The following is a 22,317-nucleotide window of genomic DNA, read 5'->3' on the forward strand; positions in this document are numbered from 1 at the left end:
CAAATATAAGTCAGAACCACCGCGGGAGGTTGCCGCGTTACAACACAACAACACCAGGACCCTACAAGGAGACGATTATGTCCCGCAGATTAAAAGCGTCGCTTTTGGCGCTGACACTCTTTCCTCTCTTCACCACTGTTGTTAGCGCTAATGCTGAGCCCAAAGAGATGACTATTGGCGCTATCTATCTCGATACCCAGGGCTATTACGCAGGCGTGCGGCAAGGCGTTCAGGATGCGGCCAAAGCCTCCGAGGTTAAGGTCCAGCTGATTGAGACCAATGCTCAGGGCGATATTTCAAAAGAGAGCTCGTTTATCGATACCCTTGTGGCGCGCAACGTGGACGCCATCATTCTCTCTGCTGTTTCTGAAAATGGCAGCAGCCGTACCCTGCGTCGGGCCAGTGAAGCAGGGATCCCGATACTTTGTTACAACACCTGCATTAGCCAAAAAGGGGTGGAGAAATACGTTGCCGCCTGGCTGGTGGGCGATCCGCTGGAGTTTGGCCGCAAATTAGGTCAGGCCGCCGCCGACTACTTTATCGCCAGCAATATCACGGAACCGAAAATCGCCGTCATTAACTGCGAAGCCTATGAGGTGTGCGTTCAGCGCCGTAAAGGCTTTGAAGAGGCGCTGAAGGCGAAAGTGCCGGGGATGATAATCGTCGCCAACCAGGAGGGAACCGTGCTCGACAAGGCCATTTCGGTGGGCGAAAAGCTGATTATCGCGACGCCGGACATCGACGCCATCATGGGGGAATCCGGTGGGGCGACCCTCGGGGCGGTTAAAGCGGTGCGTAACCAGAACAAGGCCGGGAAGATTGCGGTATTCGGTTCGGATATGACCACGGAAATTGCTCAGGAGCTACAAAATAACCAGGTGCTTAAAGCGGTGGTCGACATCTCCGGCAAGAAGATGGGTGACGCAGTCTTCGCTCAGACGCTGAAGGTGGTCAACAATACGCCGCCCAAAGAGAAGGTGATTCAGGTACCTATCGATCTTTACACCCGGGCGGAAGACGGCAAGCGGTGGCTGGCAACCCATGTTGACGGGTTACCCTGACCAGAGGCAGATGGCGATGGTGATGCATGCAACCCCCATCGCCTCCGTGACCGGAGGAAATAAGCGTTACCCTGGCGTAGTCGCGCTGGATAACGTCGATTTCACTCTTCACCGGGGCGAAGTCAGAGCCTTGCTCGGTAAAAACGGCGCAGGGAAATCCACACTTATTCGAATGTTGACGGGCAGTGAACGGCTGGACAGCGGCGACGTTCACCTCTCGGGGTCGTTACTTGATGGCGGTGATGCCAGCCTGACCCGGCGGGCAGCTGAGCTGGGCGTTCGTGCTGTTTATCAGGAACTGAGTCTGGTGGAGGGAATGACCGTTGCAGAAAACCTGTGTCTCGGTCAGTGGCCAAAACGGCGTGGGATGATTGACCAGGCGCAGATGCAACAAGCAGCCCGCCAGTGTCTTGCCAGACTTGGGGTCGATGTCGAGCCGGATGCGCTGGTGGAAAGTTTAAGTCCGGCGCAAAAGCAGCTGGTGGAAATTGCCAGGGTTATGGCCGGAGATCCGAAGCTGGTGATCCTCGATGAGCCCACCAGCTCCCTTGCCAGCGCGGAAGTGGAACTGGTTATGGCCGCAGTGACAAAGATGTCGGCGCTGGGCGTGGCGGTTATCTACGTAAGCCATCGGATGGAGGAGATCCGCCGTATTGCGTCATCGGCCACTATCATGCGTGACGGCCAGGTGGCAGGCAATGTGGCGCTCCGGAACACCACGACCAGCCATATCGTTGCCCTGATGCTCGGGCGCGAGCATGAAGAGCAGGTGCCGGTATCCCGACGAGTTTTGCCGGAGGAGGCGGTGCTGGAGGTGCAGGGGCTGTGTCTGCCGCCGAAGCTTGACGCGATCTCTTTCACCCTCAAACGCGGCGAGGTGCTGGGTATTGCCGGGCTGCTGGGGGCCGGGCGTAGCGAACTGCTGAAGGCCATTGTCGGGCTGGAGCCGTTTGATTCAGGCGTCGTCACCCTTAACGGCGAAACGCTGCGTCAGCCGGACTACGCCGGGATGCTTAAGCGCGGAATAGGTTATACGCCGGAAAATCGCAAGGAGGCGGGAGTCATTCCCTTGCTCGGGGTGGATGAAAATACGGTTTTCACCAACCGCCATGCCGTCAGCGTTCGCGGGGTCCTGCAATGGCCGCGTATTCGCACTTTCACTGAAAGCATCATGCAGCGGATGAGCGTCAAAGCCAGCAGCAGTGAGACGGCCATCGGCACGCTTTCCGGCGGTAATCAGCAAAAAGTGGTTATTGGCCGCTGGGTCTATGCGGGCAGCCAAATTCTGTTGCTCGATGAGCCTACCCGCGGCGTGGATATCGAAGCCAAACAACAGATCTACCGCATTGTGCGCGAACTGGCGCAGGAAGGGAAAAGCGTGGTGTTTATTTCCAGCGAAGTGGAGGAGCTGCCGCTGGTCTGCGACCGAATCCTGTTGTTACAGCGAGGAACCTTCACCCGCGAATTTGTCTCCCCTGTCAGCGTGGATGAACTGATGTCCGCGATTTTATCTGTCCATTGATGACTGCCCTACAGAGGAATTTATGATGTCAGCCTCATCTGTCACCTTGCCGCAGGGCAAACAAGGATCGCTAAAACAGTTTATCGGTCGGCATATCAATGTGGTCGGCCTGCTGGTGGTGATCGCCATGCTGTACCTGGTGTTTTCGCTTAATGCTCCCGGGTTTATCTCGCTCAATAATCAAATGAATATGCTGCGCGATGCCGCCACCATTGGGATCGCCGCCTGGGCCATGACGCTGATTATTATCTCCGGCGAAATTGATGTCAGCATCGGGCCGATGGTGGCCTTTGTCTCCGTCTGCCTGGCGTTTCTGTTGCAGTTCCAGGTGCCGCTTGTCCTTGCCTGTTTGCTGGTACTACTGCTCGGGGCGGCGATGGGAACGCTGGCCGGTATTTTACGTGGCGTGTTCAACGTACCGAGCTTTGTGGCGACCTTAGGCTTATGGAGTGCGCTGCGCGGGATGGGGCTGTTTATGACCAACGCGCTGCCGGTGCCGATTGAAGAAAACGACGTACTGGACTGGCTGGGAGGGCAATTTCTGGGGGTGCCGGTTTCCGCCCTGATAATGCTGCTGCTGTTTGCGGTCTTCGTGTTTATTAGCCGTAAAACCGCCTTTGGCCGCTCGGTTTTTGCCGTCGGCGGCAATGCCACGGCAGCCCAGCTGTGCGGCATTAATGTTAAACGGGTGCGGATTTTGATTTTCACCCTTTCGGGCCTGCTGGCGGCGGTGACCGGCATTCTGCTGGCGGCCCGGCTTGGGTCAGGCAACGCCGGAGCGGCAAACGGTCTGGAGTTCGATGTTATTGCCGCGGTGGTGGTTGGGGGGACGGCGCTCTCCGGTGGTCGCGGATCGTTGCTTGGCACTTTGCTTGGCGTTCTGGTGATAACGCTTATCGGCAACGGCCTGGTGTTACTCGGTATTAACTCCTTTTTCCAGCAGGTGGTACGCGGCGTCATCATCGTCGTGGCGGTACTGGCGAACATTCTGCTGACCCAGCGGAACAGTAAAAAGCGCTGATTAGATTACTCTTCGCGCCGGACCGGCGCCAACACGATTGCTACAGAGGAACGAGGGAATGATGAAAACCATGCTGGCAGCTTACTTGCCGGGCAACTCCACCGTCGATTTACGGGAAGTGCCCGTACCGCAGCCTGGCATTAACCAGGTGCTGATAAAAATGAAGTCGTCAGGCATCTGCGGCAGCGATGTCCACTATATCTATCATCAGCACCGGGCGACGGCGGCAGCACCGGATAAACCGCTGTATCAGGGGTATATCAACGGCCATGAACCCTGCGGGCAGATTGTGGCGCGTGGGGCTGGCTGTCGTCATTTTAAAGAGGGTGACCGGGTGCTGGTGTACCACATTTCCGGCTGTGGATTTTGCAGCAACTGCCGACGCGGTTTTCCCATCTCCTGTACCGGTGAGGGTAAAGCTGCCTATGGCTGGCAACGTGATGGCGGCCATGCGCAGTACCTGCTGGCGGAAGAAAAAGATCTGATCATGCTGCCCGATGCGCTCAGCTATGAGGACGGGGCATTTATCAGCTGCGGAGTGGGGACCGCGTATGAGGGAATTTTGCGCGGCGAGGTCTCCGGCAACGATAACGTGCTGGTGGTGGGCCTGGGGCCGGTGGGGATGATGGCGATGATGCTGGCGCGTGGGCGGGGGGCGAAACGAGTTATTGGGGTCGATATGCTGCCGGAACGCCTTGCGATGGCCAAACAGCTTGGAGTCATGGACAACGGCTACCTGGCGACCACTGAAGGGTTACCGGCCATCATTAGTGAACTGACGCGGGGTGGGGCCGATGTGGCGCTCGACTGCTCAGGTAACGCCGCCGGGCGACTGCTGGCGCTGCAATCCACCGCCGACTGGGGGCGGGTGGTCTATATTGGCGAAACCGGCAAAGTGGAGTTCGAAGTCAGCGCCGATCTGATGCATCACCAGCGGCGCATTATCGGCTCCTGGGTCACCAGCCTCTTCCATATGGAGAAATGCGCTCAGGATCTCACCGACTGGAAACTGTGGCCGCGTAATGCCATCACTCATCGTTTCTCTCTTGAGCAGGTGGGTGAGGCTTATGCCCTGATGGCGAGCGGTAAGTGCGGCAAAGTGGTCATCAACTTCCCTGACTGACGAGGTGCAAAATGGCGTTGTTTACCTTACAGCAAGGGCCGCTACGGCTGCTGGTATCTGAAAGCGGCGGGGTGATTGAAGGCTTCTGGCATCAGGATATCCCTCTGCTTCGCCCCGGCAGGCAAAGCGGGGTGGCGGTGGAGTCTTCCTGTTTCCCGCTGGTGCCCTTTGGTAATCGGGTGAGCGGTAATGGTTTTCAGTGGCAGGGAAAGTCTTACCAGTTCTCGCCGAATGTTGACTGGGACAGCCACTATCTGCATGGCGATGGCTGGCTTAATCTGTGGCAACTGAATGAAAAGACCCCTTCGTCGTTGTCGCTCGCTTACCGGCAATGCAGTGGCGTTTATCGCTATCGCGCACAGCAACATTTTCAGCTATCAGACTCGGCGCTGTCAGTCACCCTTACCGTGACCAGTGAGAGTGATGAGACCTTGCCTTTTGGCCTGGGCTGGCACCCTTATTTTCCACTGAGCGAGGACACGCGTATCGAGGCACCGGCTTGTGGATACTGGCTTGAGCGTGAACAGTGGCTGGCTGGAGAGTATCAGGACGCATTGCCTGCGGCTCTGGATTTTAATCATCCCGCCCCTTTACCTCGCCAGTGGGTGAATAACGGTTTTGCCGGCTGGGACGGTAAGGCCAGTATTCGCCAGCCTGGCTATGGTTTACGCATGCATACCGAGCCTGCGGCACCCTGTTATTTTATCTTCGTCTCCGACCCGGCATTTGATAAAGGCTATGCCTTTGACTTCTTCTGTCTGGAGCCAATGAGCCATGCCCCTGACGATCATCACCGCCCCCAGGCAGGCAAGCTGGTAGCTCTGAAACCCGGTGAAAGCCTGAGTCAGACGATGGTGCTTGAATTTGTCCCGTGAATATTATGCCTGCTTGTTATCGGGCAGGCATGTTATATAACTGTTACTTGCCAGTTCGCCTGTTTCCCTCCAGACTATCGCCACCATTCAGGAGGAAATCATGGTATTGCAGTCCACGCGCTGGCTGGCGCTCGCTTATTTCACCTACTTTTTTAGCTACGGTATTTTTCTCCCTTTCTGGAGCGTCTGGCTCAAAGGGACAGGGCTCACCCCCGAAACCATCGGTATTTTGCTTGGCGCAGGCCTGGTGGCTCGCTTTCTGGGCAGCCTGCTGATTGCGCCGCGGGTCAGTAACCCTTCGCTGCTGATCAACGCCCTGCGTCTCCTTGCCCTGATAACACTGGTGTTTGCCCTCGGTTTCTGGGCCGGAACGCACGTGGCCTGGCTGATGGTGGTGATTGTCGGCTTTAACCTCTTTTTCTCACCGCTGGTGCCATTGACCGATGCGCTGGCCAATACCTGGCAAAAACAGTTTCCCATGGACTATGGCCGGGTACGGGTCTGGGGCTCAATTGCCTTTGTGATTGGCTCGGCGGCTACGGGTAAGCTGGTCAGCGAATTTGATTACCGCGCCGTGCTGGCGATGCTGACCCTGGGCGTGGTCTCTATGCTGTTGGGGATGCTGATTCGCCCCTCTATTCTTCCGCAAGGTGAAATGCGTCAACAGGATGCCACCGGCTGGCAGGCATGGCGTGAGCTGATGGGCAAAAACTGGCGTTTTCTGGCTTGCGTGTCTCTGCTTCAGGGCGCGCATGCCGCTTACTACGGTTTCAGCGCTCTTTACTGGCAGGAAGCGGGTTACTCGGCGTCGACCATCGGTTATTTGTGGTCGCTTGGGGTGGTGGCTGAAGTGGTGGTCTTTACCCTCAGCAACCGACTGTTCCGCCGCTTTAGCGCGCGTGATTTACTGCTGCTTTCTGCGGTCAGCGGCCTGCTTCGCTGGGGGCTGATGGGCTGGACGACCGAGCTGCCGTGGCTGATTGTGGTGCAAATTCTGCATTGCGGCACCTTCACCGTCTGCCATCTGGCGGGGATGCGCTACATCGCGGCGCGTAAAGAGAGCGAGATTATCCGCTTACAGGCGGTCTATTCAGCGGTGGCGATGGGCGGCAGCATCGCCCTGATGACGATGGTGTCCGGCTTCCTCTATCAGCATCTTCATCAGGGGTTGTTCTGGGTGATGGCGCTGCTGGTCATTCCGGCATTGTTCCTGCGCCCACAGGTCAGCAGTCAGCATTAAGATTCAAGCATGGCGCGGATATGCAACTGCTGATGGTCGGTGAGCGTCTGATCCGAGTGGATAAGCGGGGCAGAGAACAGCGGCAGTGGGATGGCATAAGGTGTGACAATCAACGTCACGCCGCGGGGCGCGCCCTGTTTTTGAAATTCACGCACCGACTGATATTTGATGTTGAGCGGCAGGAGCGTGAGTTCGCGCAATTGCAGCTCAATTTCCTGCTCCCTTTGCGGCTCATGGCCGGTGATTAACACCACCTGTTTTTCCTGCAGTTCCGCATCCTGCATCAGCCAGGCGCCAAAAATAACCGCCACAAGACCAGCTTCTTCAGCGCTAAAGCGCAGCGCATACTCTGTCTCCAGGTCCACTAACGCCTCGCGGGTGGTGCGAATCAGTCTGGGATAGAGGCGCTCAATCTCCTCCTGCAAACTGTTATCGATACCAATACCAAACAGATTTCTGTCCAGCGCCTGGGCAATATGGGTATAAAGCTGGGCCGTCAGCCCCCGCTCGTCACTAAAGCGCAGTCCCGCCAGTTGCCGAAAACGATCCACCAGTTGGGTAATCGCCTGCCGGAGACGTTGATCCTGCTGCTGGCAGTCGTTCAGTGGATCCGGCGTGCGCAGCATCATAAACAGTAATGCCAGATAGGTGTGCTCATTCGCCGGGGGCACTACCGCTACGCGGCGCTGCCAGTGGCGAACGATCTCGTGGGCGGCCAGATACTCGTCCCGCATTTTTGTCCAGGCGTGCTGCTCCGGGTTAAATTGCGGCGAAAAGCCCGTGTGGCTTTGCAGCAGGCAATATTGCAGACAGAGGCGTAAAAACTGGATATCGTGGCACTCGAACGAACGCTGTTAGCGACGGGAGCACAGGTTAATCAGCGCCCGAAGATTAGTGTCATCGTAAAGCGTGCGGGCAACGCCGCGCTGTCTGAGAGCTGATTTCAGCGCCGGAGTATAATGCTGAGAAATAAATTGCGGACACAGGCGCAGGCCACGACGCAGCCACTGCATCTGGCATAAACGTTGATCGAGGGTGGTGCCGACAATCCGATAGCTGCCATCCTGTTGGGACGCAATGTTAAGCCGATGATAGCGCTGGATTTCATGGTCGGTGTCGGCTATATCTTGTCGTGCGACCTCTTCGTCCACGCCATTCATTGCGCGAATCGCTTGTGTGGTGATGCGCTGCCCGGGCAGGGCAAGCATCAACAGCACCTGGCAGCGACGCTGCGGACTGGAGAGCACAGATGGTGGCGTCATTACAATTGTCATCTGCTGGGTTCCAGTGAGGTTGTTCGATAAGGATAGCTAAAGGTACTCACCCGGAAAGAGCCCCTGTAGCCCTTTCCATCAGGATTGCCGGAGAGCATCACAGAATTTTTCTCGCGAGGAATACATGCAAGCAGTCAAACAGTGCGCCACAGGGTTTTTTCTCGCGCTTTTATCATCCGCTGCGTTGGCCCATCCCCACAGTTTTATCCGTCTCAAAACGGAACTTATCGCTGAAAATGGGCAGTGGAGCGGGCTGGAGATGCGCTGGACGATGGACGAAATCACCTCGGCGGACCTGCTTTATGATGCCGGAAATGCAAAACCGGGTGAGGAAATCTGGAAGAAACTGGCCGCCGAGGTGATGGCCAATGTGCTGGGGCAGCACTATTTCACCGAGGTCTGGCACAACGGGAAAAAAGTGAAGTTTCTCAATCGCCCGCTGCATTACGGGATGGAGCGTGACGGCCATCAGGCGGTGCTGATTTTTGCATTACCCCTCGCGGAGCCGCAGCCGCTGAGCGGGCAGACTTACACCTTTTCCACCTTTGATCCCACCTATTATGTTGATATGAGCTACGAGCAGGATGCGGATGTGACCTTGCCCGCTGAACTGCGGGATAAATGCGCGCTTAAGGTGCACACGCCACATCCTGGGGATGAGGTTCTGGACTATGCGCAGTCGCTGGATAAAGCCGATGCGCCAGAGGAAAGCATGGAGCTGGGTAAACAATTTGCACAAACGGTGAGTCTGCAATGTCAGTGATCGCAACATCCCGGGTTTCCCGCCGACGCCTGCGTGAAGTCTGGCCGCTGGCGCTTTTTTTGCTGCTGGCGATGGCGGCGGCCTGCTGGCTCTGGCAGGCCTGGCCCCAGGTCATGCGCGAGAGTATTGGCTGGCAGCGTGAGTTTAATCAGCAGCTGAGCACGCTGCTAAAAGGAGTGGCGGAGAACCCAACGAAAGCGGGCAGTTCACTGCTGCTGGTGAGCTTTATTTATGGCGTGCTGCATGCTCTGGGGCCAGGCCACGGCAAAGTGGTGATCGCCACCTGGCTTGCCACTCATCCTTCGAAGTTAAAATCCAGTATTGGCCTGACGCTGGCCTCATCTCTGTTGCAGGGGCTGGTGGCGGTATCGCTGGTGTTTGTGGTGCTGACCTTGCTGCAACTGCCCGCGCGGCAATTGCATTTAAGCAGTTTCTGGCTGGAGAAGGGCAGTTATGCGCTGGTCGGCGTGCTGGGGATGCTGCTCTGCTGGCGGGCAATCAACAAGCTGCGCAAGATTTTGCGTAAACCCACCTTTAAGGCGTTCAGCCCTCATCATGTTCACCATCAGCACTGTGGTTGCGGACATCAGCATTTGCCTGGCGCAGAACAGCTGCAACAGGGCGATGACTGGCGGGCGCGTGGGATGATCGTTCTCTCAATGGGCATGCGTCCCTGCTCGGGGGCGATTATGGTGCTGTTGTTCAGTAAGGTGGTAGGGGTGTTCGGCTGGGGCGTCGCTTCCGCGATGGCGATGGCCGCCGGAACCTCGCTGACGATCACCTCTCTTGCATTACTGGTGCATTGCTTCCGCACGCTGGCAGTAAAACTCAGTGGTAATAAAGCCCCCGCGCTCTGGAAACAGGTTGGCTGGACGACGCTGGCATTAGCCGGTGGTTCACTGTTAATAGTGGCGGCGCTGGTGATGTGGGTAAGTGCTATGCCGCCAGGCGGGGGATTGAGGCCGTTCTGACACCGCCCGGATTTACTTTGGCGGTGCCGGTAGCGCTGTTTGCAGAAAACTGACTACCGCATCACGGTAGCGATCGCCATGTTTTTGCGTGAAGGCATCAATATGCTCGCCATCTGGAATAATGATCAGTTGTTTGGGCTCACGGGCAAGGGCGAACAGCTCTTCGCTATGTTGCCAGGGGATAACGCGGTCTGCGGTGCCATGGATAAGCAGCACGGGAACCGGACTGATGGTGCTGATATAGCGGTCGGCGCTGTAGCTGTCATCCAGCAGAAAACCGCTGCCGGGGATTTTCTGGCTGGCGATAGCCGAGTAGGACAAAAAAGTTGAATCCAGGATAACGGCGCGGATGCCGGAACGATCGCTGCGACCCGCAGCAGCAAGCACGTTGTTTCCCCCGAGGCTCTGCCCCAGCAGCACTAAACGCTGCGCATCGACATCATCGCGTTGACGCACATAATCAATTGCGCTTTGGGTGTCATCACACAAGCCCTGCGGAGTGGGTGCGCCTTCTGATTCACCGAATCCGCGGTAATCGAACATAAAAAGATTAAAATTTCTTTCCGGCAACCAGCTGACTAAAGGCCAGTGTGCCGACATATTTCCGGCATTGCCGTGGGCATGGATAACGGTCGCGACAGCGTCCTGGGCCGGAGCGACAGATGATGGAATAAACCAGCCGTGCAGGCGGGTACCGTCTTTAGCGGTAAAAATAACGGACTCAGCAAGCCTGGGCATCTGGCGATAAGTTTTGTTATTCGGATGATAAAAGGCGCCAATGGCGATAATCTGAAGAGAATAAACGCAGATCAGCAAGCCTGAGAGAATAAGCAGATACCTGGCGCAACGCTTCTTGCCGGGAAAAATCATCATCGCTTCCTTGCCGTTGCAATAACGACGCAATCGTAATAGTGATTACCGAACGTGACGAAGATGTGGAAGGAAGTAAAGTGCTGGCGGCAGGTTTAGGAAAACAGCCCGGTGGAGAAAACGGGTGAGTATGGCCTCACCCGTTAGCGAAGAGATTAACGCTTCAGCGCTTCACTCAGTTCGTCACGCATATTGGCCAGCATGGCTTTAACCACGCGTGGGTTACCCGCAACGACATTACCGCTCATCATATAGCCATGACCGCCGGTGAAATCGCACACCAGGCCGCCCGCTTCACGCACCAGCAGTTCGCCCGCAGCGAAATCCCACGGCTTCAGACCGATCTCAAAGAAACCGTCAACGCGGCCAGCGGCCACATAGGCCAGATCCAGCGCGGCGGAGCCGGTGCGACGGAAGTCGGCGCATTCGGTAAACAGTTTGCCGATGATTTTGATGTAGGCAGGCGCGTGTTGCTTCACTTTGAACGGGAAGCCGGTTGCCAGAATCGTGCCATCGAGATCGCGGGCAATGCTGCCGCGCAGACGATAACCGTTCAGCTGCGCGCCCTGGCCACGGGTCGCGGTGAACAGTTCATTACGCATTGGATCGTAAACCACCGCCACTTCAGTACGGCCTTTAATGCGTACGGCGATAGAAACGGAGAAGTGTGGCAGGCGTTTGATAAAGTTGGTGGTGCCATCCAGTGGATCGATAACCCATTGAACATCCTGATCTTCGCCTTCATGTTCACCGCTTTCTTCGGTGATGATGGTGTGTTGCGGGTAAGATTTGCGAATGGTTTCGATAATAATCGCTTCAGCGGCTTTATCGACGTTAGTCACGAAATCATTGCTGCCTTTCTGGCTGGATTCTACGGAGTCTGGCGTTTCGTAGTGTTTGGCAATTAAATTACCCGCCTTGCGCGCTGCGCGCACGGCGATGGTCAGCATCGGATGCATCGGTCTCTCTCACTGGATGTTAAAGAACGGGGAAAACGGCGCGTATAATAGCAGCGTATTCGGAATATGTCTTCGGTTTATGATAATATGCACAAATATTCTTTAGCCGTAGAAAAACTATGCTGCAAAATATTCGAATCGTGCTGGTGGAGACCTCTCACACTGGCAACATGGGCTCCGTCGCCCGCGCAATGAAAACAATGGGCCTGACCAATCTGTGGCTGGTCAATCCGCTGGTGAAGCCGGATTCCCAGGCTATTGCGCTGGCCGCTGGCGCCAGCGATGTGATTGGCGATGCCAAAATTGTCGACACCCTGGATGAAGCTCTGGCGGGATGCAGTCTGGTGGTTGGCACCAGCGCCCGTTCACGCACTCTGCCGTGGCCGATGCTCGATCCCCGCGAGTGTGGACTCAAAAGCGTTGCCGAAGGCAAACATGCGCCGGTGGCGCTGGTCTTTGGTCGTGAGCGTGTGGGCCTGACCAATGATGAGCTGCAAAAATGCCATTACCACGTCGCCATTGCCGCGAACCCGGAATACAGCTCGCTGAATCTGGCGATGGCGGTTCAGGTCATTGCTTATGAAGTGCGCATGGCCTGGCTGGCGACGCAGGAAGAGAACAGTGCGGCACAAGTGGAAGAAGAAGCGCCTTATCCGCTGGTTGACGATCTGGAACGTTTCTATGGTCATCTGGAAAAAACCCTACTCTCTACCGGTTTCATTCGTGAAAACCATCCGGGCCAGGTGATGAATAAACTGCGCCGTCTGTTTACCCGCGCCCGTCCGGAAAGCCAGGAGCTCAACATCCTGCGCGGTATGCTGGCGTCAATCGAGCAGAAGACTCAGGAAAAGCAGTAACTTCCTTCCTCCCTCTCCCCGTGGGAGAGGGTTGGGCCGAGAGCAGTAAGCCGCATCTAACTCAAAACACACAAAATGCCAAATACCTGACTAAAACAGTCAAGTAAATAGTTGACCAATTTAGTCGGGAATGTCAGACTTGCCTCCGCTATGCGACGTTATTTTGAATTTTAATAAAAAACCCCGGGCAGGGGCGAGTCTGAGGCTAAGTTAAGACATGAGACTGACATCTAAAGGGCGTTATGCCGTTACCGCAATGCTGGACGTTGCGCTCAACTCTGATACGGGTCCGGTACCCCTGGCTGATATTTCCGAGCGTCAGGGTATTTCCCTGTCTTATCTGGAACAGCTTTTCTCCCGCTTACGTAAAAATGGCCTCGTTGCCAGCGTACGTGGTCCGGGTGGCGGTTATCTGTTAGGTAAAGATGCAAGCAGCATCGCAGTTGGCGAAGTGATCAGTGCCGTTGACGAGTCCGTTGATGCCACTCGTTGCCAGGGTAAAACAGGCTGTCAGGGCGGCGATAAATGCCTGACCCATGCGCTGTGGCGTGATCTGAGCGATCGTCTGACCGGTTTCTTAAACAACATCACCCTGGGTGAACTGGTTAATAACCAGGAGATCCTTGATGTGTCCGATCGTCAGCATTCGCACGAAACCCATCGCACGACCCGTGGTCAGGACGCTATCGACGTCAAACTGCGCGCATAATTTACCCGTCCTGTTTCGGGGCGCTGCTGCGTTGGCCGCGCTTGTTCAACCCAGCCACTTACCTGTGTAAGCTCCTGGGTAATCACAAGCTTGCCGCCTTGCCGCACCGCAAAACAGTCAGGTTAAACATTATAAAAATTCAGAATCAGGCCGGGGTGAGCAATCACCCCGTATAACGACTGAACATCCAGTCGAGAGCCTGGTTCATTGCATTGAGTGATGTACGGAGTTTAAGAGCAATGAAATTACCGATTTATCTCGATTACTCCGCAACGACGCCGGTGGATCCGCGTGTTGCTGAGAAAATGATGCAGTGTCTGACCCTGGACGGAAACTTTGGTAACCCGGCTTCCCGTTCACACCGTTTTGGCTGGCATGCTGAAGAGGCGGTTGATATCGCCCGTAATCAGATTGCTGAGCTGGTAGGCGCTGACCCGCGTGAGATTGTATTCACCTCCGGTGCTACCGAATCCGACAACCTGGCAATTAAAGGCGCTGCTAACTTTTACCAGAAAAAAGGTAAGCACGTTATTACCAGCAAAACCGAACACAAAGCCGTGCTGGACACCTGTCGCCAGCTTGAGCGTGAAGGTTTTGAGGTCACTTACCTGGCGCCTGCGAGCAACGGGATTATCGACCTGAAAGAACTCGAAGCGGCGATGCGTGATGACACCATCCTCGTTTCTATTATGCACGTGAACAACGAAATCGGCGTGGTGCAGGACATCGCTACCATCGGCGAAATGTGTCGTGCTCGCGGCATTATCTACCACGTTGATGCTACCCAGAGCGTGGGCAAACTGCCTATCGATCTGAGCCAGCTGAAAGTGGATCTGATGTCCTTCTCCGGCCACAAAATTTATGGTCCTAAAGGAATTGGCGCACTCTACGTGCGTCGTAAACCCCGTATCCGTATCGAAGCGCAAATGCACGGCGGCGGTCATGAACGCGGTATGCGTTCCGGCACCCTGCCTGTTCACCAGATCGTTGGCATGGGCGAAGCTTACCGTATTGCCAAAGAAGAGATGGAAACCGATATGGCGCGCCTGCGTGGCCTGCGTAACCGTCTGTGGGAAGGCGTAAAAGATATGGAAGAGGTGTACCTGAATGGTGACCTCGAGCAGGGCGCGCCGAACATCCTCAACGTCAGCTTTAACTACGTTGAAGGCGAGTCGCTGATCATGGCCTTAAAAGACCTGGCTGTATCCTCTGGTTCTGCCTGTACCTCCGCAAGCCTTGAGCCATCCTATGTGCTGCGCGCACTGGGTATGACTGATGAGCTGGCACACAGCTCCATTCGTTTCTCCTTAGGCCGTTTCACCACCGAAGAAGAGATCGAATACACCATCAAGCTGGTGCGTAATTCCATTGGCCGTCTGCGTGACCTTTCTCCTCTGTGGGAAATGTTTAAGCAGGGCGTGGATTTGAACAGCATTGAATGGTCACATCATTAATCGGCAGCGGAATCAGGAGAACAGAACATGGCTTACAGCGAAAAAGTAATCGATCATTATGAGAATCCGCGCAACGTGGGCTCTTTCGACAACAGCGACGAGAGCGTTGGCAGCGGCATGGTGGGTGCACCGGCTTGTGGCGACGTGATGAAGTTGCAGATAAAAGTCAACAATGAGGGTATCATTGAAGACGCGCGCTTCAAGACCTACGGCTGCGGTTCTGCTATCGCTTCCAGCTCACTGGTAACCGAGTGGGTGAAGGGGAAATCCCTGGATGAAGCGCAGGCAATCAAGAACACCGATATCGCCGAAGAGCTGGAGTTACCGCCGGTAAAAATCCACTGCTCAATTCTGGCAGAAGATGCGATTAAAGCCGCCATTGCGGATTATAAAAGCAAACGTGAAGCGAAATAATTGAGGGCATTGTATGTCGATTACCCTGAGCGACAGTGCTGCGGCGCGAGTGAATAACTTTCTGGCCAACCGTGGTAAAGGTTTTGGCCTGCGTCTGGGGGTCAGAACCTCTGGTTGTTCTGGCATGGCCTACGTACTGGAATTCGTCGACCAACCGGAATCAGAAGATACCGTGTTTGAAGATAAAGGTGTGAAGGTCGTTGTCGATGGTAAAAGTCTGCAATTCCTCGATGGCACACAGCTGGACTTCGTGAAAGAAGGACTGAACGAAGGGTTTAAGTTTACTAACCCGAACGTTAAAGATGAGTGCGGTTGCGGCGAAAGCTTCAACGTTTAATCGCGTGTTACCGATAAGCCCCACCGCCGTGTGGGGTTTGTTTTAGCAGGTTACCCCGAGATTGTTATGAATTACTTCACCCTCTTTGGGTTATCCGCCCAATATCAAGTCGACATCCAGGCACTGACTACCCGCTTTCAGGATCTCCAGCGCCAGTATCATCCTGATAAATTCGCCAGTGGCACATCAGCGGAGCAACTTGCGTCGGTGCAACAATCCGCCACCATCAATCAGGCCTGGCAAACGCTGCGTAACCCGCTGGCGCGTGCTGAATATCTGCTTTCTTTGCACGGATTTGACCTGACTTCTGAGCAGCACACGGTGCGTGATACCGCGTTTCTGATGGAGCAACTGGAACTTCGTGAAGAGCTGGACGAAATAGGCAGCGCACAGGATACCGAACGCCTGGATGCCTTTGCTCAGCGCGTCAAAAAGATATACGACGCCCGCCATCAGTTGATGGTTGAACAATTCAGTCATGAAAGCTGGGATCTGGCGGCGGATACCGTGCGTAAACTGCGTTTTCTGGATAAACTGCGCAGCTCAACAGAACAACTCGAAGAAAAACTGCTCGGTTTTTAATTTTGGAAGCACATCATGGCCTTATTACAAATCAGTGAGCCTGGTCTGAGTGCCGCGCCGCATCAGCGTCGTCTGGCGGCAGGCATCGATTTAGGCACCACAAATTCTCTGGTGGCGACGGTTCGCAGTGGTCAGGCGGAGACCCTGGCCGACAGCGCAGGTCGTCATTTATTACCCTCCGTCGTGCATTATCACGCCGAGGGCCATCAGGTTGGTTTCGAGGCGCGAGCCAATGCCGCGCAGGATCCGGTTAACACCATCAGCTCGGTAAAACGCATGATGGGGCGGGCGCTTTCTGATATCCAGGCGCGCTATCCGCATCTGCCGTATCAGCTACAGGCCAGCGAAAATGGTCTGCCGATGATCGCCACCAACGCCGGTCTGGTAAATCCGATCCGCGTCTCTGCGGATATTCTGAAATCTCTCGCTAAGCGGGCCCAGGATTCGCTCTCCGGTGAGCTGGATGGCGTGGTGATCACCGTCCCGGCTTACTTTGATGACGCCCAGCGTCAGGGCACCAAAGACGCAGCACGTCTGGCTGGCCTGCATGTCCTGCGTTTGCTGAACGAACCCACCGCCGCGGCGATAGCCTACGGTCTGGATTCCGGCAAAGAGGGCGTGATCGCCGTTTACGATCTTGGCGGCGGCACCTTTGATATATCTATCCTGCGCTTAAGCCGCGGGGTCTTTGAAGTGCTGGCGACCGGCGGGGATTCGGCCCTCGGCGGCGATGATTTTGACCATCTGCTGGCTGATTTTATTCGTGAGCAGGCGAAGCTTCCCGCGCATGGCGACAACCGCTTGCAGCGTGAGTTGCTCGACGCTGCAATCGCCGCAAAAATAGCGCTCAGCGATGCGCCTTCCGTCACCGTTGAGGTGGCAGGCTGGCAGGGTACCGTGACCCGTGAGCAGTTCGAAGAACTGATCGCGACGCTGGTGAAACGCACTTTACTGTCGTGTCGCCGGGCGCTGAAAGATGCGGGCGTTGAAGCCGAAGACGTGCTGGAAGTGGTGATGGTGGGGGGCTCCACCCGCGTGCCGCTGGTACGTGAACGGGTCGGTGAATTCTTTGCCCGCCAGCCGCTGACCTCCATCGATCCGGACAAAGTCGTGGCGATTGGCGCGGCGATCCAGGCAGATATTCTGGTGGGCAACAAGCCTGACAGCGATATGCTGCTGCTGGACGTTATCCCGCTGTCGCTGGGGCTGGAAACCATGGGCGGTCTCGTGGAGAAAGTGATCCCGCGTAATACCACTATCCCGGTGGCGCGTGCGCAGGAGTTCACCACCTTTAAAGACGGCCAGACGGCGATGTCTATCCATGTGATGCAGGGTGAACGCGAGCTGGTGCAGGACTGCCGTTCGCTGGCGCGTTTTGCCCTGCGTGGTATTCCGGCGATGCCGGCGGGCGGGGCGCATATTCGTGTGACCTTCCAGGTGGATGCCGACGGCCTGCTCAGCGTTACCGCGATGGAGAAATCCACCGGCGTGGAAGCCGCCATTCAGGTGAAACCGTCGTATGGCCTGACCGACAACGAAATCGCCACCATGATTAAAGATTCCATGAGCTTTGCTGAGCAGGACGTGAAAGCACGTATGCTCGCTGAACAGCAAGTGGAAGCCGCCCGCGTACTGGAGAGTTTAACCGGTGCGCTGGCAACAGATGCCGCGCTGTTAAGCGCCGCAGAGCGTGCGGTCATTGACGACGCCATCGCGCAACTGGTTGCCGTTGCCGAAGGCAGTGATACCGACGCCATTGAACACGCCATTAAAAATGTAGACAAACAAACCCAGGAATTTGCCGCGCGCCGTATGGATCAATCCGTGCGTACCGCGTTAAAAGGCCATTCCGTCGACGAGGTTTAATATGCCAAAGATCGTTTTTCTGCCTCATCAGGACTTATGTCCCGATGGCGTAGTTATGGAAGCAAAGACCGGCGAAACCATTCTTGATGTGGCCCTGCGTGGCGGCATTGAGCTTGAGCATGCCTGTGAGAAGTCCTGCGCCTGTACCACCTGTCACTGCGTTGTGCGTGAAGGATTCGATTCCCTGCCTGAGAGCAGCGAAGATGAAGACGACATGCTGGATAAAGCCTGGGGACTGGAGCCGGAAAGCCGTCTGAGTTGTCAGGCACGCGTGACCGATGAAGACCTGGTGGTGGAAATTCCACGCTACACCATCAACCATGCGCGGGAGCACTAAGATGTCACTGAAATGGACCGACAGCCGCGAAATCGGCGAAGCCTTGTATGATACTTTCCCGGACATCGATCCGAAGACGGTACGCTTCACCGACATGCACCAGTGGATTTGCAATCTGGAAGAGTTCGATGATGAGCCAAACGCATCGAACGAAAAAATTCTCGAGGCAATTCTGCTAGTCTGGTTAGACGAAGCATCTTGATATCGACGGGCTGCCTTCTGGCGGCCCGTTTTCATATCCCATGCGCTAAAGGACAAAACAATGACAACAGAAGCGATGAAAATTACCTTAACGACCCAGGGCGCGGACGCGCGCTGGGGCGAGAAAGCGACTTACAGTATCAACAACGACGGCATCACCCTGCACCTGAATGGCAAAGACGATACCGGCCTGATTCAGCGTGCAGCCCGCAAAATCGACGGCATGGGCATCAAGCATGTCGCCCTCTGCGGCGAAGGCTGGGATGCGGATCGCAGTTGGGCGTTCTGGGCGGGTTACAAAGGGCCAAAAGGCAGCCGGAAAATTGAGTGGGCGGTACTGGATGACGCCGGACAAAAAGAACTCGACAACCGTCTGAAAACCATCGACTGGGTACGCGACATCATCAATGCGCCTGCGGAAGATCTCGGGCCGGAGCAACTGGCGCAGCGTGCGGTGGATCTGCTCAGTGAGGTCGGCGGCGATGCGGTCTCCTACCGTATCGTGAAGGGTGAAGATCTGCGCGAGCAGAACTACGCTGGTATTCATACCGTTGGGCGCGGCTCCGAACGTCCGCCGGTTTTACTCTCTCTGGATTTCAACCCGACCGGCGACAAAGACGCGCCGATTTACGCCTGTCTGGTAGGCAAAGGTATCACCTTCGATTCCGGTGGTTACAGCATCAAGCAAACCGCGTTTATGGACTCCATGAAGTCCGATATGGGCGGCGCGGCACTGGTGACCGGTGCGCTGGCGTTTGCCATTACCCGCGGCCTGAAAAAACGCGTGAAGCTGTATCTGTGCTGTGCAGATAACATGGTCAGCGGTAATGCCTTTAAGCTCGGCGATATTATTCGCTACCGCAATGGCAAAACGGTTGAGGTGATGAATACCGATGCCGAAGGGCGTCTGGTGCTGGCGGATGGGCTGATTAACGCCAGTGCGCAGAAACCAGAGCTTATCATCGATGCTGCCACCCTGACCGGTGCAGCTAAAACCGCGTTGGGTAACGATTATCACGCACTCTTTAGCTTCGATGACAAACTGGCAAACCGCCTGCTGAAAAGTGCTGCGGCAGAGAACGAACCCTTCTGGCGTCTGCCGTTGGCAGAGTTCCATCGCCACCAGCTGCCGTCAAACTTTGCTGAACTGAACAATACCGCCAGTGCGGCTTTCCCGGCAGGGGCGAGCACCGCGGCGGGTTTCCTCTCTCACTTTGTTGAGAATTATCAGCAGGGCTGGCTGCATATCGACTGTTCTGCAACCTACCGCAAAGCGGGTGTGGAGCAATGGGCAGCGGGCGCAACAGGGCTTGGCGTGCGCGCCCTGGCGAATCTGTTGACCAGTAAGTAATTATTCCCCTCACCTGACTGATTTTCCCCCTCTCCCTGTGGGAGAGGGCTGGGGTGAGGGTATCAAACAGCTCAAGACGAACATTAACGCTATGTCCCATTCAGATAACGATCACCATCACCACGCGCCGGAAAACCTGGAAACGGTGCTGGAAAAAGCGGCGACCGAGCCTGCGTACCGTCCGGCCTTTTTCCGCATGCTGCTGGAATCCACCGTCTGGGTACCGGGTACCGCAGCCGATGATAAATCGGTCGTTGAAGACAGTGCGCTGGATATTCAGCACTGGGAAAAAGATGACGGCGAGTCGGTCATTCCTTTTTTCACCTCCCTGGAAGCGTTGCAACAGGCGGTGGATACTGAGCAGGCCTTTGTGGTTTTACCCGCGCGAACCCTGTTTGAAATGACCCTTGGGGAAACCCTTTTTCTCAACGCTAAACTGCCTACCGGCAAAGAGCTGACGCCACGCGAAATCAGCCATTTGGTCGGAAAAGAGGGCAGCCCGCTGAGCGAGCAGGAAGTGCTGGAAGGCGGTACATCGCTGCTGCTGTCTGAAGTCACTGAGCCGCCGGCACAGATGATCGATTCACTTACGACCCTGTTCAAAACCTTTAAGAACGTTAAATGTGCTTATCTCTGCTCGATCAAAGAGAAAAACGATACCGAATCAAACCTGTTGATTGGTATTGAGGCCGAGGGGGATATCGACGAGATTATCCAGGCGGCGGGCAGCGTGGCGATGGATACTCTGCCGGGTGATGAGCCTGTCGATATTTGTCAGGTAGTGAAAGGGGAAAAAGGGGTCAGCCACTTTATGATTGACCATATAACCCCTTTCTATGAGCGTCGCTGGGGCAGTTTCCTGCGTGACCTGAAAACCAACCGTATTATCTGAATACGTGACGGGCTTAGCCCGTCGCTTCCAGTAGCAGTAAATCCATCAACAGCACCAGATTCGATTCGAATGAGGTCACACCTGAGGCCTCGGCGGCGAAATGGACGGCTTCGTCATACAGGGCGAAATGCAGGTCTGCCAGACCTGCCAGCGGGTTCGCCGACGCACGGGTAAAGGCAACGACCGTCATCCCGACATTTTGAGCAATACGGGCTTTATCGAGCACTTGTTCCGTTTCACCACTGCGCGAGACGGCAATAAACACCTGATAACGCGAGGCATTGCTGAGAAAAATATTGCGACTGTCGCCGGGGCCGGAAATAAACGCCGTTTTGCCCAGCACCTGTAATTTCTTGGTGAGGTATTCGGCAAATATGTAGGAAAAGCCCGCGCCATAGAGAAAGAAGCTCTCCTTTTCCCGTAGCAAAGAGACAAAAGTCTGGCGTTTTTCTTCCGTCACCCACCGCAAAGTCTGCTGATAGTTGGCCACAAACTGAAGAAACAGCTCGGGCATCGCGTGCTGTTCGGTGACGGGCTGTCCGGTGATATGCTGCGTCCCGCTCAGCAGCTGTTTACAATGCCAGATGAACTCACTGTAGCCGCTAAAGCCCAGCTTCTGACACAGCCGCATAATGGTGGCGGTAGAGACGAAAGTCGCTGTCGCCAGAGAGCGCACGGTGATATTACCCACCAGCAGCGGATGCTCTGTCAGATGGGCAAGTACCCGGTATTCGGCCCGTGTGAGTGATTCGCCACGGGTCAGCAGGGGAGCGAGTCGGTTATCCATTTACGCCGGTTCGACAGGCAGGTCGTCCCGGGCGCCCCATTCACTCCAGGATCCATCGTATAGCCTGACGTTTTCGCATCCGAGGGTAGCCAGCGCCAGAATAACCACGCAGGCGGTAACGCCGGAGCCGCAGCTGGCGATAATCGGCGCCTGCAAATCAACGCCCTGACGTTCAAAGATCTCCGCCAGTTCATCGGTGGTTTTCAGCTCGCCGTTTACCACCAGGTCGCCCCATGGGACGTTTCGCGCACCCGGAATATGGCCCCGTTTCAGACCTGCGCGTGGCTCAGCGGCCTCGCCCTTAAAGCGTAGAGCCGGGCGCGCATCAACGATTTGGGCAGTACCTTCATGGCTGACCAGCAGCACATCGGTCAGACGTTTGACCGTCGATGAGTCGAATTTCACCTCAAAATCAGACTCATCAGGTACAACTTCGCCCTGCTGGAGTGCGCGCTCATCGCGTTGCCAGCCTGCAAGACCTCCCGCCAGAATCGAGACGTTTTCGGCACCAAAATAACGCAGCATCCACCAGGCGCGCGGTGCGGAGAAAAGGTTACCTTCGTCATACACCACCAGATGTTTATCCTGGCTGATGCCCAACTCACGCATGGCCACGGCAAACGCCTCCGGGCGCGGCAGCATATGGGGCAGGCTTGAGGTGTGATCGGAAAGGGCTTCAATATCGAAAAAAACCGCGCCTGTAAGGTGCCCGGCACGGTATTCGGCGGCGATATCGCGATCTTCCACGCCGGCCGGGGCCATGCGGGCATCGATGATTTGCACGTGCGGATCATCGATGTGTTCAGTCAGCCAGTCGGCTGAGACAAAATAAGAGGTGGACATGGATGGTT

The 22,317-nt window shown here is 55.8% G+C and carries 23 protein-coding genes and 1 pseudogene; 19 read left to right on the top strand and 5 right to left on the bottom strand.

Annotated elements, in window-relative coordinates:
• Window positions 1-77 precede the first annotated feature (77 nt).
• From ACSZO4_RS03430 to ACSZO4_RS03455, 6 genes are all read left to right on the top strand, one after another.
• On the top strand, window positions 78-1,061 hold the full coding sequence (locus ACSZO4_RS03430; RefSeq protein ID WP_437887450.1) for a substrate-binding domain-containing protein: 984 nt from the start codon (window positions 78-80) through the stop codon (window positions 1,059-1,061).
• Window positions 1,062-1,071: 10 nt separating this feature from the next.
• The gene (locus ACSZO4_RS03435; protein ID WP_437887488.1) at window positions 1,072-2,583 is read left to right on the top strand and encodes a sugar ABC transporter ATP-binding protein; all 1,512 of its coding nucleotides are present in this window, start codon (window positions 1,072-1,074) and stop codon (window positions 2,581-2,583) included.
• A 25-nt stretch (window positions 2,584-2,608) separates the two neighbouring features.
• Window positions 2,609-3,604 (top strand): ABC transporter permease, encoded by a 996-nt coding sequence (locus tag ACSZO4_RS03440; RefSeq protein ID WP_437887489.1) that lies wholly within the window; start codon window positions 2,609-2,611, stop codon window positions 3,602-3,604.
• Window positions 3,605-3,665: 61 nt separating this feature from the next.
• Window positions 3,666-4,727, top strand: coding sequence for a zinc-dependent alcohol dehydrogenase family protein (locus ACSZO4_RS03445; RefSeq protein ID WP_437887490.1), 1,062 nt, complete (start codon window positions 3,666-3,668; stop codon window positions 4,725-4,727).
• An 11-nt stretch (window positions 4,728-4,738) separates the two neighbouring features.
• Window positions 4,739-5,602 carry an aldose 1-epimerase gene (locus ACSZO4_RS03450; protein ID WP_437887452.1) on the top strand — a complete coding sequence of 288 codons (864 nt, stop codon included), beginning with the start codon at window positions 4,739-4,741 and terminating at the stop codon, window positions 5,600-5,602.
• Window positions 5,603-5,702: 100 nt separating this feature from the next.
• Window positions 5,703-6,842, top strand: a complete 1,140-nt coding sequence (locus ACSZO4_RS03455) for a 3-phenylpropionate MFS transporter (protein WP_437887454.1) — start codon at window positions 5,703-5,705, stop codon at window positions 6,840-6,842.
• Here ACSZO4_RS03455 and csiE read toward each other — a convergent pair.
• Window positions 6,839-8,116 (bottom strand): annotated as a pseudogene (csiE, locus tag ACSZO4_RS03460) (stationary phase inducible protein CsiE). The gene ACSZO4_RS03455 and the pseudogene csiE overlap by 4 nt on opposite strands.
• 124 nt (window positions 8,117-8,240) lie before the next feature.
• Here csiE and ACSZO4_RS03465 point away from each other — a divergent pair.
• Window positions 8,241-8,879 (top strand): DUF1007 family protein, encoded by a 639-nt coding sequence (locus tag ACSZO4_RS03465; protein ID WP_437887455.1) that lies wholly within the window; start codon window positions 8,241-8,243, stop codon window positions 8,877-8,879.
• Window positions 8,870-9,850 (top strand): nickel/cobalt transporter, encoded by a 981-nt coding sequence (locus ACSZO4_RS03470; protein WP_437887456.1) that lies wholly within the window; start codon window positions 8,870-8,872, stop codon window positions 9,848-9,850. Before ACSZO4_RS03465 ends, ACSZO4_RS03470 begins: the two co-directional genes overlap by 10 nt.
• Window positions 9,851-9,862: 12 nt before the next feature.
• On the opposite strand, the gene ACSZO4_RS03475 is transcribed toward ACSZO4_RS03470, so the two are convergent.
• A complete protein-coding gene (locus ACSZO4_RS03475) occupies window positions 9,863-10,720 on the bottom strand; it encodes an alpha/beta hydrolase (protein WP_437887491.1) in 858 nt (285 codons plus the stop codon).
• A gap of 155 nt (window positions 10,721-10,875) precedes the next feature.
• Complete coding sequence (suhB, locus tag ACSZO4_RS03480; RefSeq protein ID WP_437887457.1) at window positions 10,876-11,679, bottom strand: inositol-1-monophosphatase; 804 nt, start codon at window positions 11,677-11,679, stop codon at window positions 10,876-10,878.
• A gap of 119 nt (window positions 11,680-11,798) precedes the next feature.
• On the opposite strand from suhB, the gene trmJ reads away from it, so the two are divergent.
• The 11 genes from trmJ to sseB all read left to right on the top strand — a co-directional run bounded on the left by trmJ (window position 11,799) and on the right by sseB (window position 20,679).
• Window positions 11,799-12,536: a tRNA (cytosine(32)/uridine(32)-2'-O)-methyltransferase TrmJ gene (trmJ, locus tag ACSZO4_RS03485; RefSeq protein WP_437887458.1), complete on the top strand. Its 738-nt coding sequence runs from the start codon at window positions 11,799-11,801 to the stop codon at window positions 12,534-12,536.
• Window positions 12,537-12,753: 217 nt separating this feature from the next.
• Window positions 12,754-13,245, top strand: a complete 492-nt coding sequence (gene iscR, locus ACSZO4_RS03490; protein WP_437887459.1) for a Fe-S cluster assembly transcriptional regulator IscR — start codon at window positions 12,754-12,756, stop codon at window positions 13,243-13,245.
• Window positions 13,246-13,484: 239 nt separating this feature from the next.
• The gene (locus ACSZO4_RS03495) at window positions 13,485-14,699 is read left to right on the top strand and encodes an IscS subfamily cysteine desulfurase (protein ID WP_437887460.1); all 1,215 of its coding nucleotides are present in this window, start codon (window positions 13,485-13,487) and stop codon (window positions 14,697-14,699) included.
• 27 nt (window positions 14,700-14,726) lie between these two features.
• Window positions 14,727-15,113: a Fe-S cluster assembly scaffold IscU gene (iscU, locus tag ACSZO4_RS03500; RefSeq protein WP_003860661.1), complete on the top strand. Its 387-nt coding sequence runs from the start codon at window positions 14,727-14,729 to the stop codon at window positions 15,111-15,113.
• 13 nt (window positions 15,114-15,126) lie between these two features.
• On the top strand, window positions 15,127-15,450 hold the full coding sequence (iscA, locus tag ACSZO4_RS03505; protein WP_437887461.1) for an iron-sulfur cluster assembly protein IscA: 324 nt from the start codon (window positions 15,127-15,129) through the stop codon (window positions 15,448-15,450).
• Window positions 15,451-15,516: 66 nt separating this feature from the next.
• Window positions 15,517-16,032, top strand: coding sequence for a co-chaperone HscB (gene hscB, locus ACSZO4_RS03510; protein WP_437887462.1), 516 nt, complete (start codon window positions 15,517-15,519; stop codon window positions 16,030-16,032).
• A 15-nt stretch (window positions 16,033-16,047) separates the two neighbouring features.
• Window positions 16,048-17,898, top strand: coding sequence for a Fe-S protein assembly chaperone HscA (gene hscA, locus ACSZO4_RS03515; protein ID WP_437887463.1), 1,851 nt, complete (start codon window positions 16,048-16,050; stop codon window positions 17,896-17,898).
• Between the two features lies 1 nt (window position 17,899).
• Window positions 17,900-18,235: an ISC system 2Fe-2S type ferredoxin gene (gene fdx, locus ACSZO4_RS03520; protein ID WP_437887464.1), complete on the top strand. Its 336-nt coding sequence runs from the start codon at window positions 17,900-17,902 to the stop codon at window positions 18,233-18,235.
• A 1-nt stretch (window position 18,236) separates the two neighbouring features.
• A complete protein-coding gene (gene iscX / locus ACSZO4_RS03525) occupies window positions 18,237-18,437 on the top strand; it encodes a Fe-S cluster assembly protein IscX (RefSeq protein ID WP_437887465.1) in 201 nt (66 codons plus the stop codon).
• Window positions 18,438-18,497: 60 nt separating this feature from the next.
• The gene (gene pepB / locus ACSZO4_RS03530; protein ID WP_437887466.1) at window positions 18,498-19,787 is read left to right on the top strand and encodes an aminopeptidase PepB; all 1,290 of its coding nucleotides are present in this window, start codon (window positions 18,498-18,500) and stop codon (window positions 19,785-19,787) included.
• Between the two features lie 91 nt (window positions 19,788-19,878).
• Window positions 19,879-20,679, top strand: a complete 801-nt coding sequence (sseB, locus tag ACSZO4_RS03535) for an enhanced serine sensitivity protein SseB (protein WP_437887467.1) — start codon at window positions 19,879-19,881, stop codon at window positions 20,677-20,679.
• Between the two features lie 13 nt (window positions 20,680-20,692).
• Here sseB and ACSZO4_RS03540 read toward each other — a convergent pair whose 3' ends face one another.
• Window positions 20,693-21,466: a MurR/RpiR family transcriptional regulator gene (locus ACSZO4_RS03540; RefSeq protein WP_437887468.1), complete on the bottom strand. Its 774-nt coding sequence runs from the start codon at window positions 21,464-21,466 to the stop codon at window positions 20,693-20,695.
• Complete coding sequence (gene sseA / locus ACSZO4_RS03545) at window positions 21,467-22,309, bottom strand: 3-mercaptopyruvate sulfurtransferase (protein ID WP_437887469.1); 843 nt, start codon at window positions 22,307-22,309, stop codon at window positions 21,467-21,469. It abuts the gene before it with no gap.
• Between the last annotated feature and the right edge of the window lie 8 nt (window positions 22,310-22,317).

Source organism: Phytobacter sp. V91 (genome assembly GCF_965644225.1).
Classification (GTDB): Bacteria; Pseudomonadota; Gammaproteobacteria; order Enterobacterales; family Enterobacteriaceae; genus CBFFRJ01.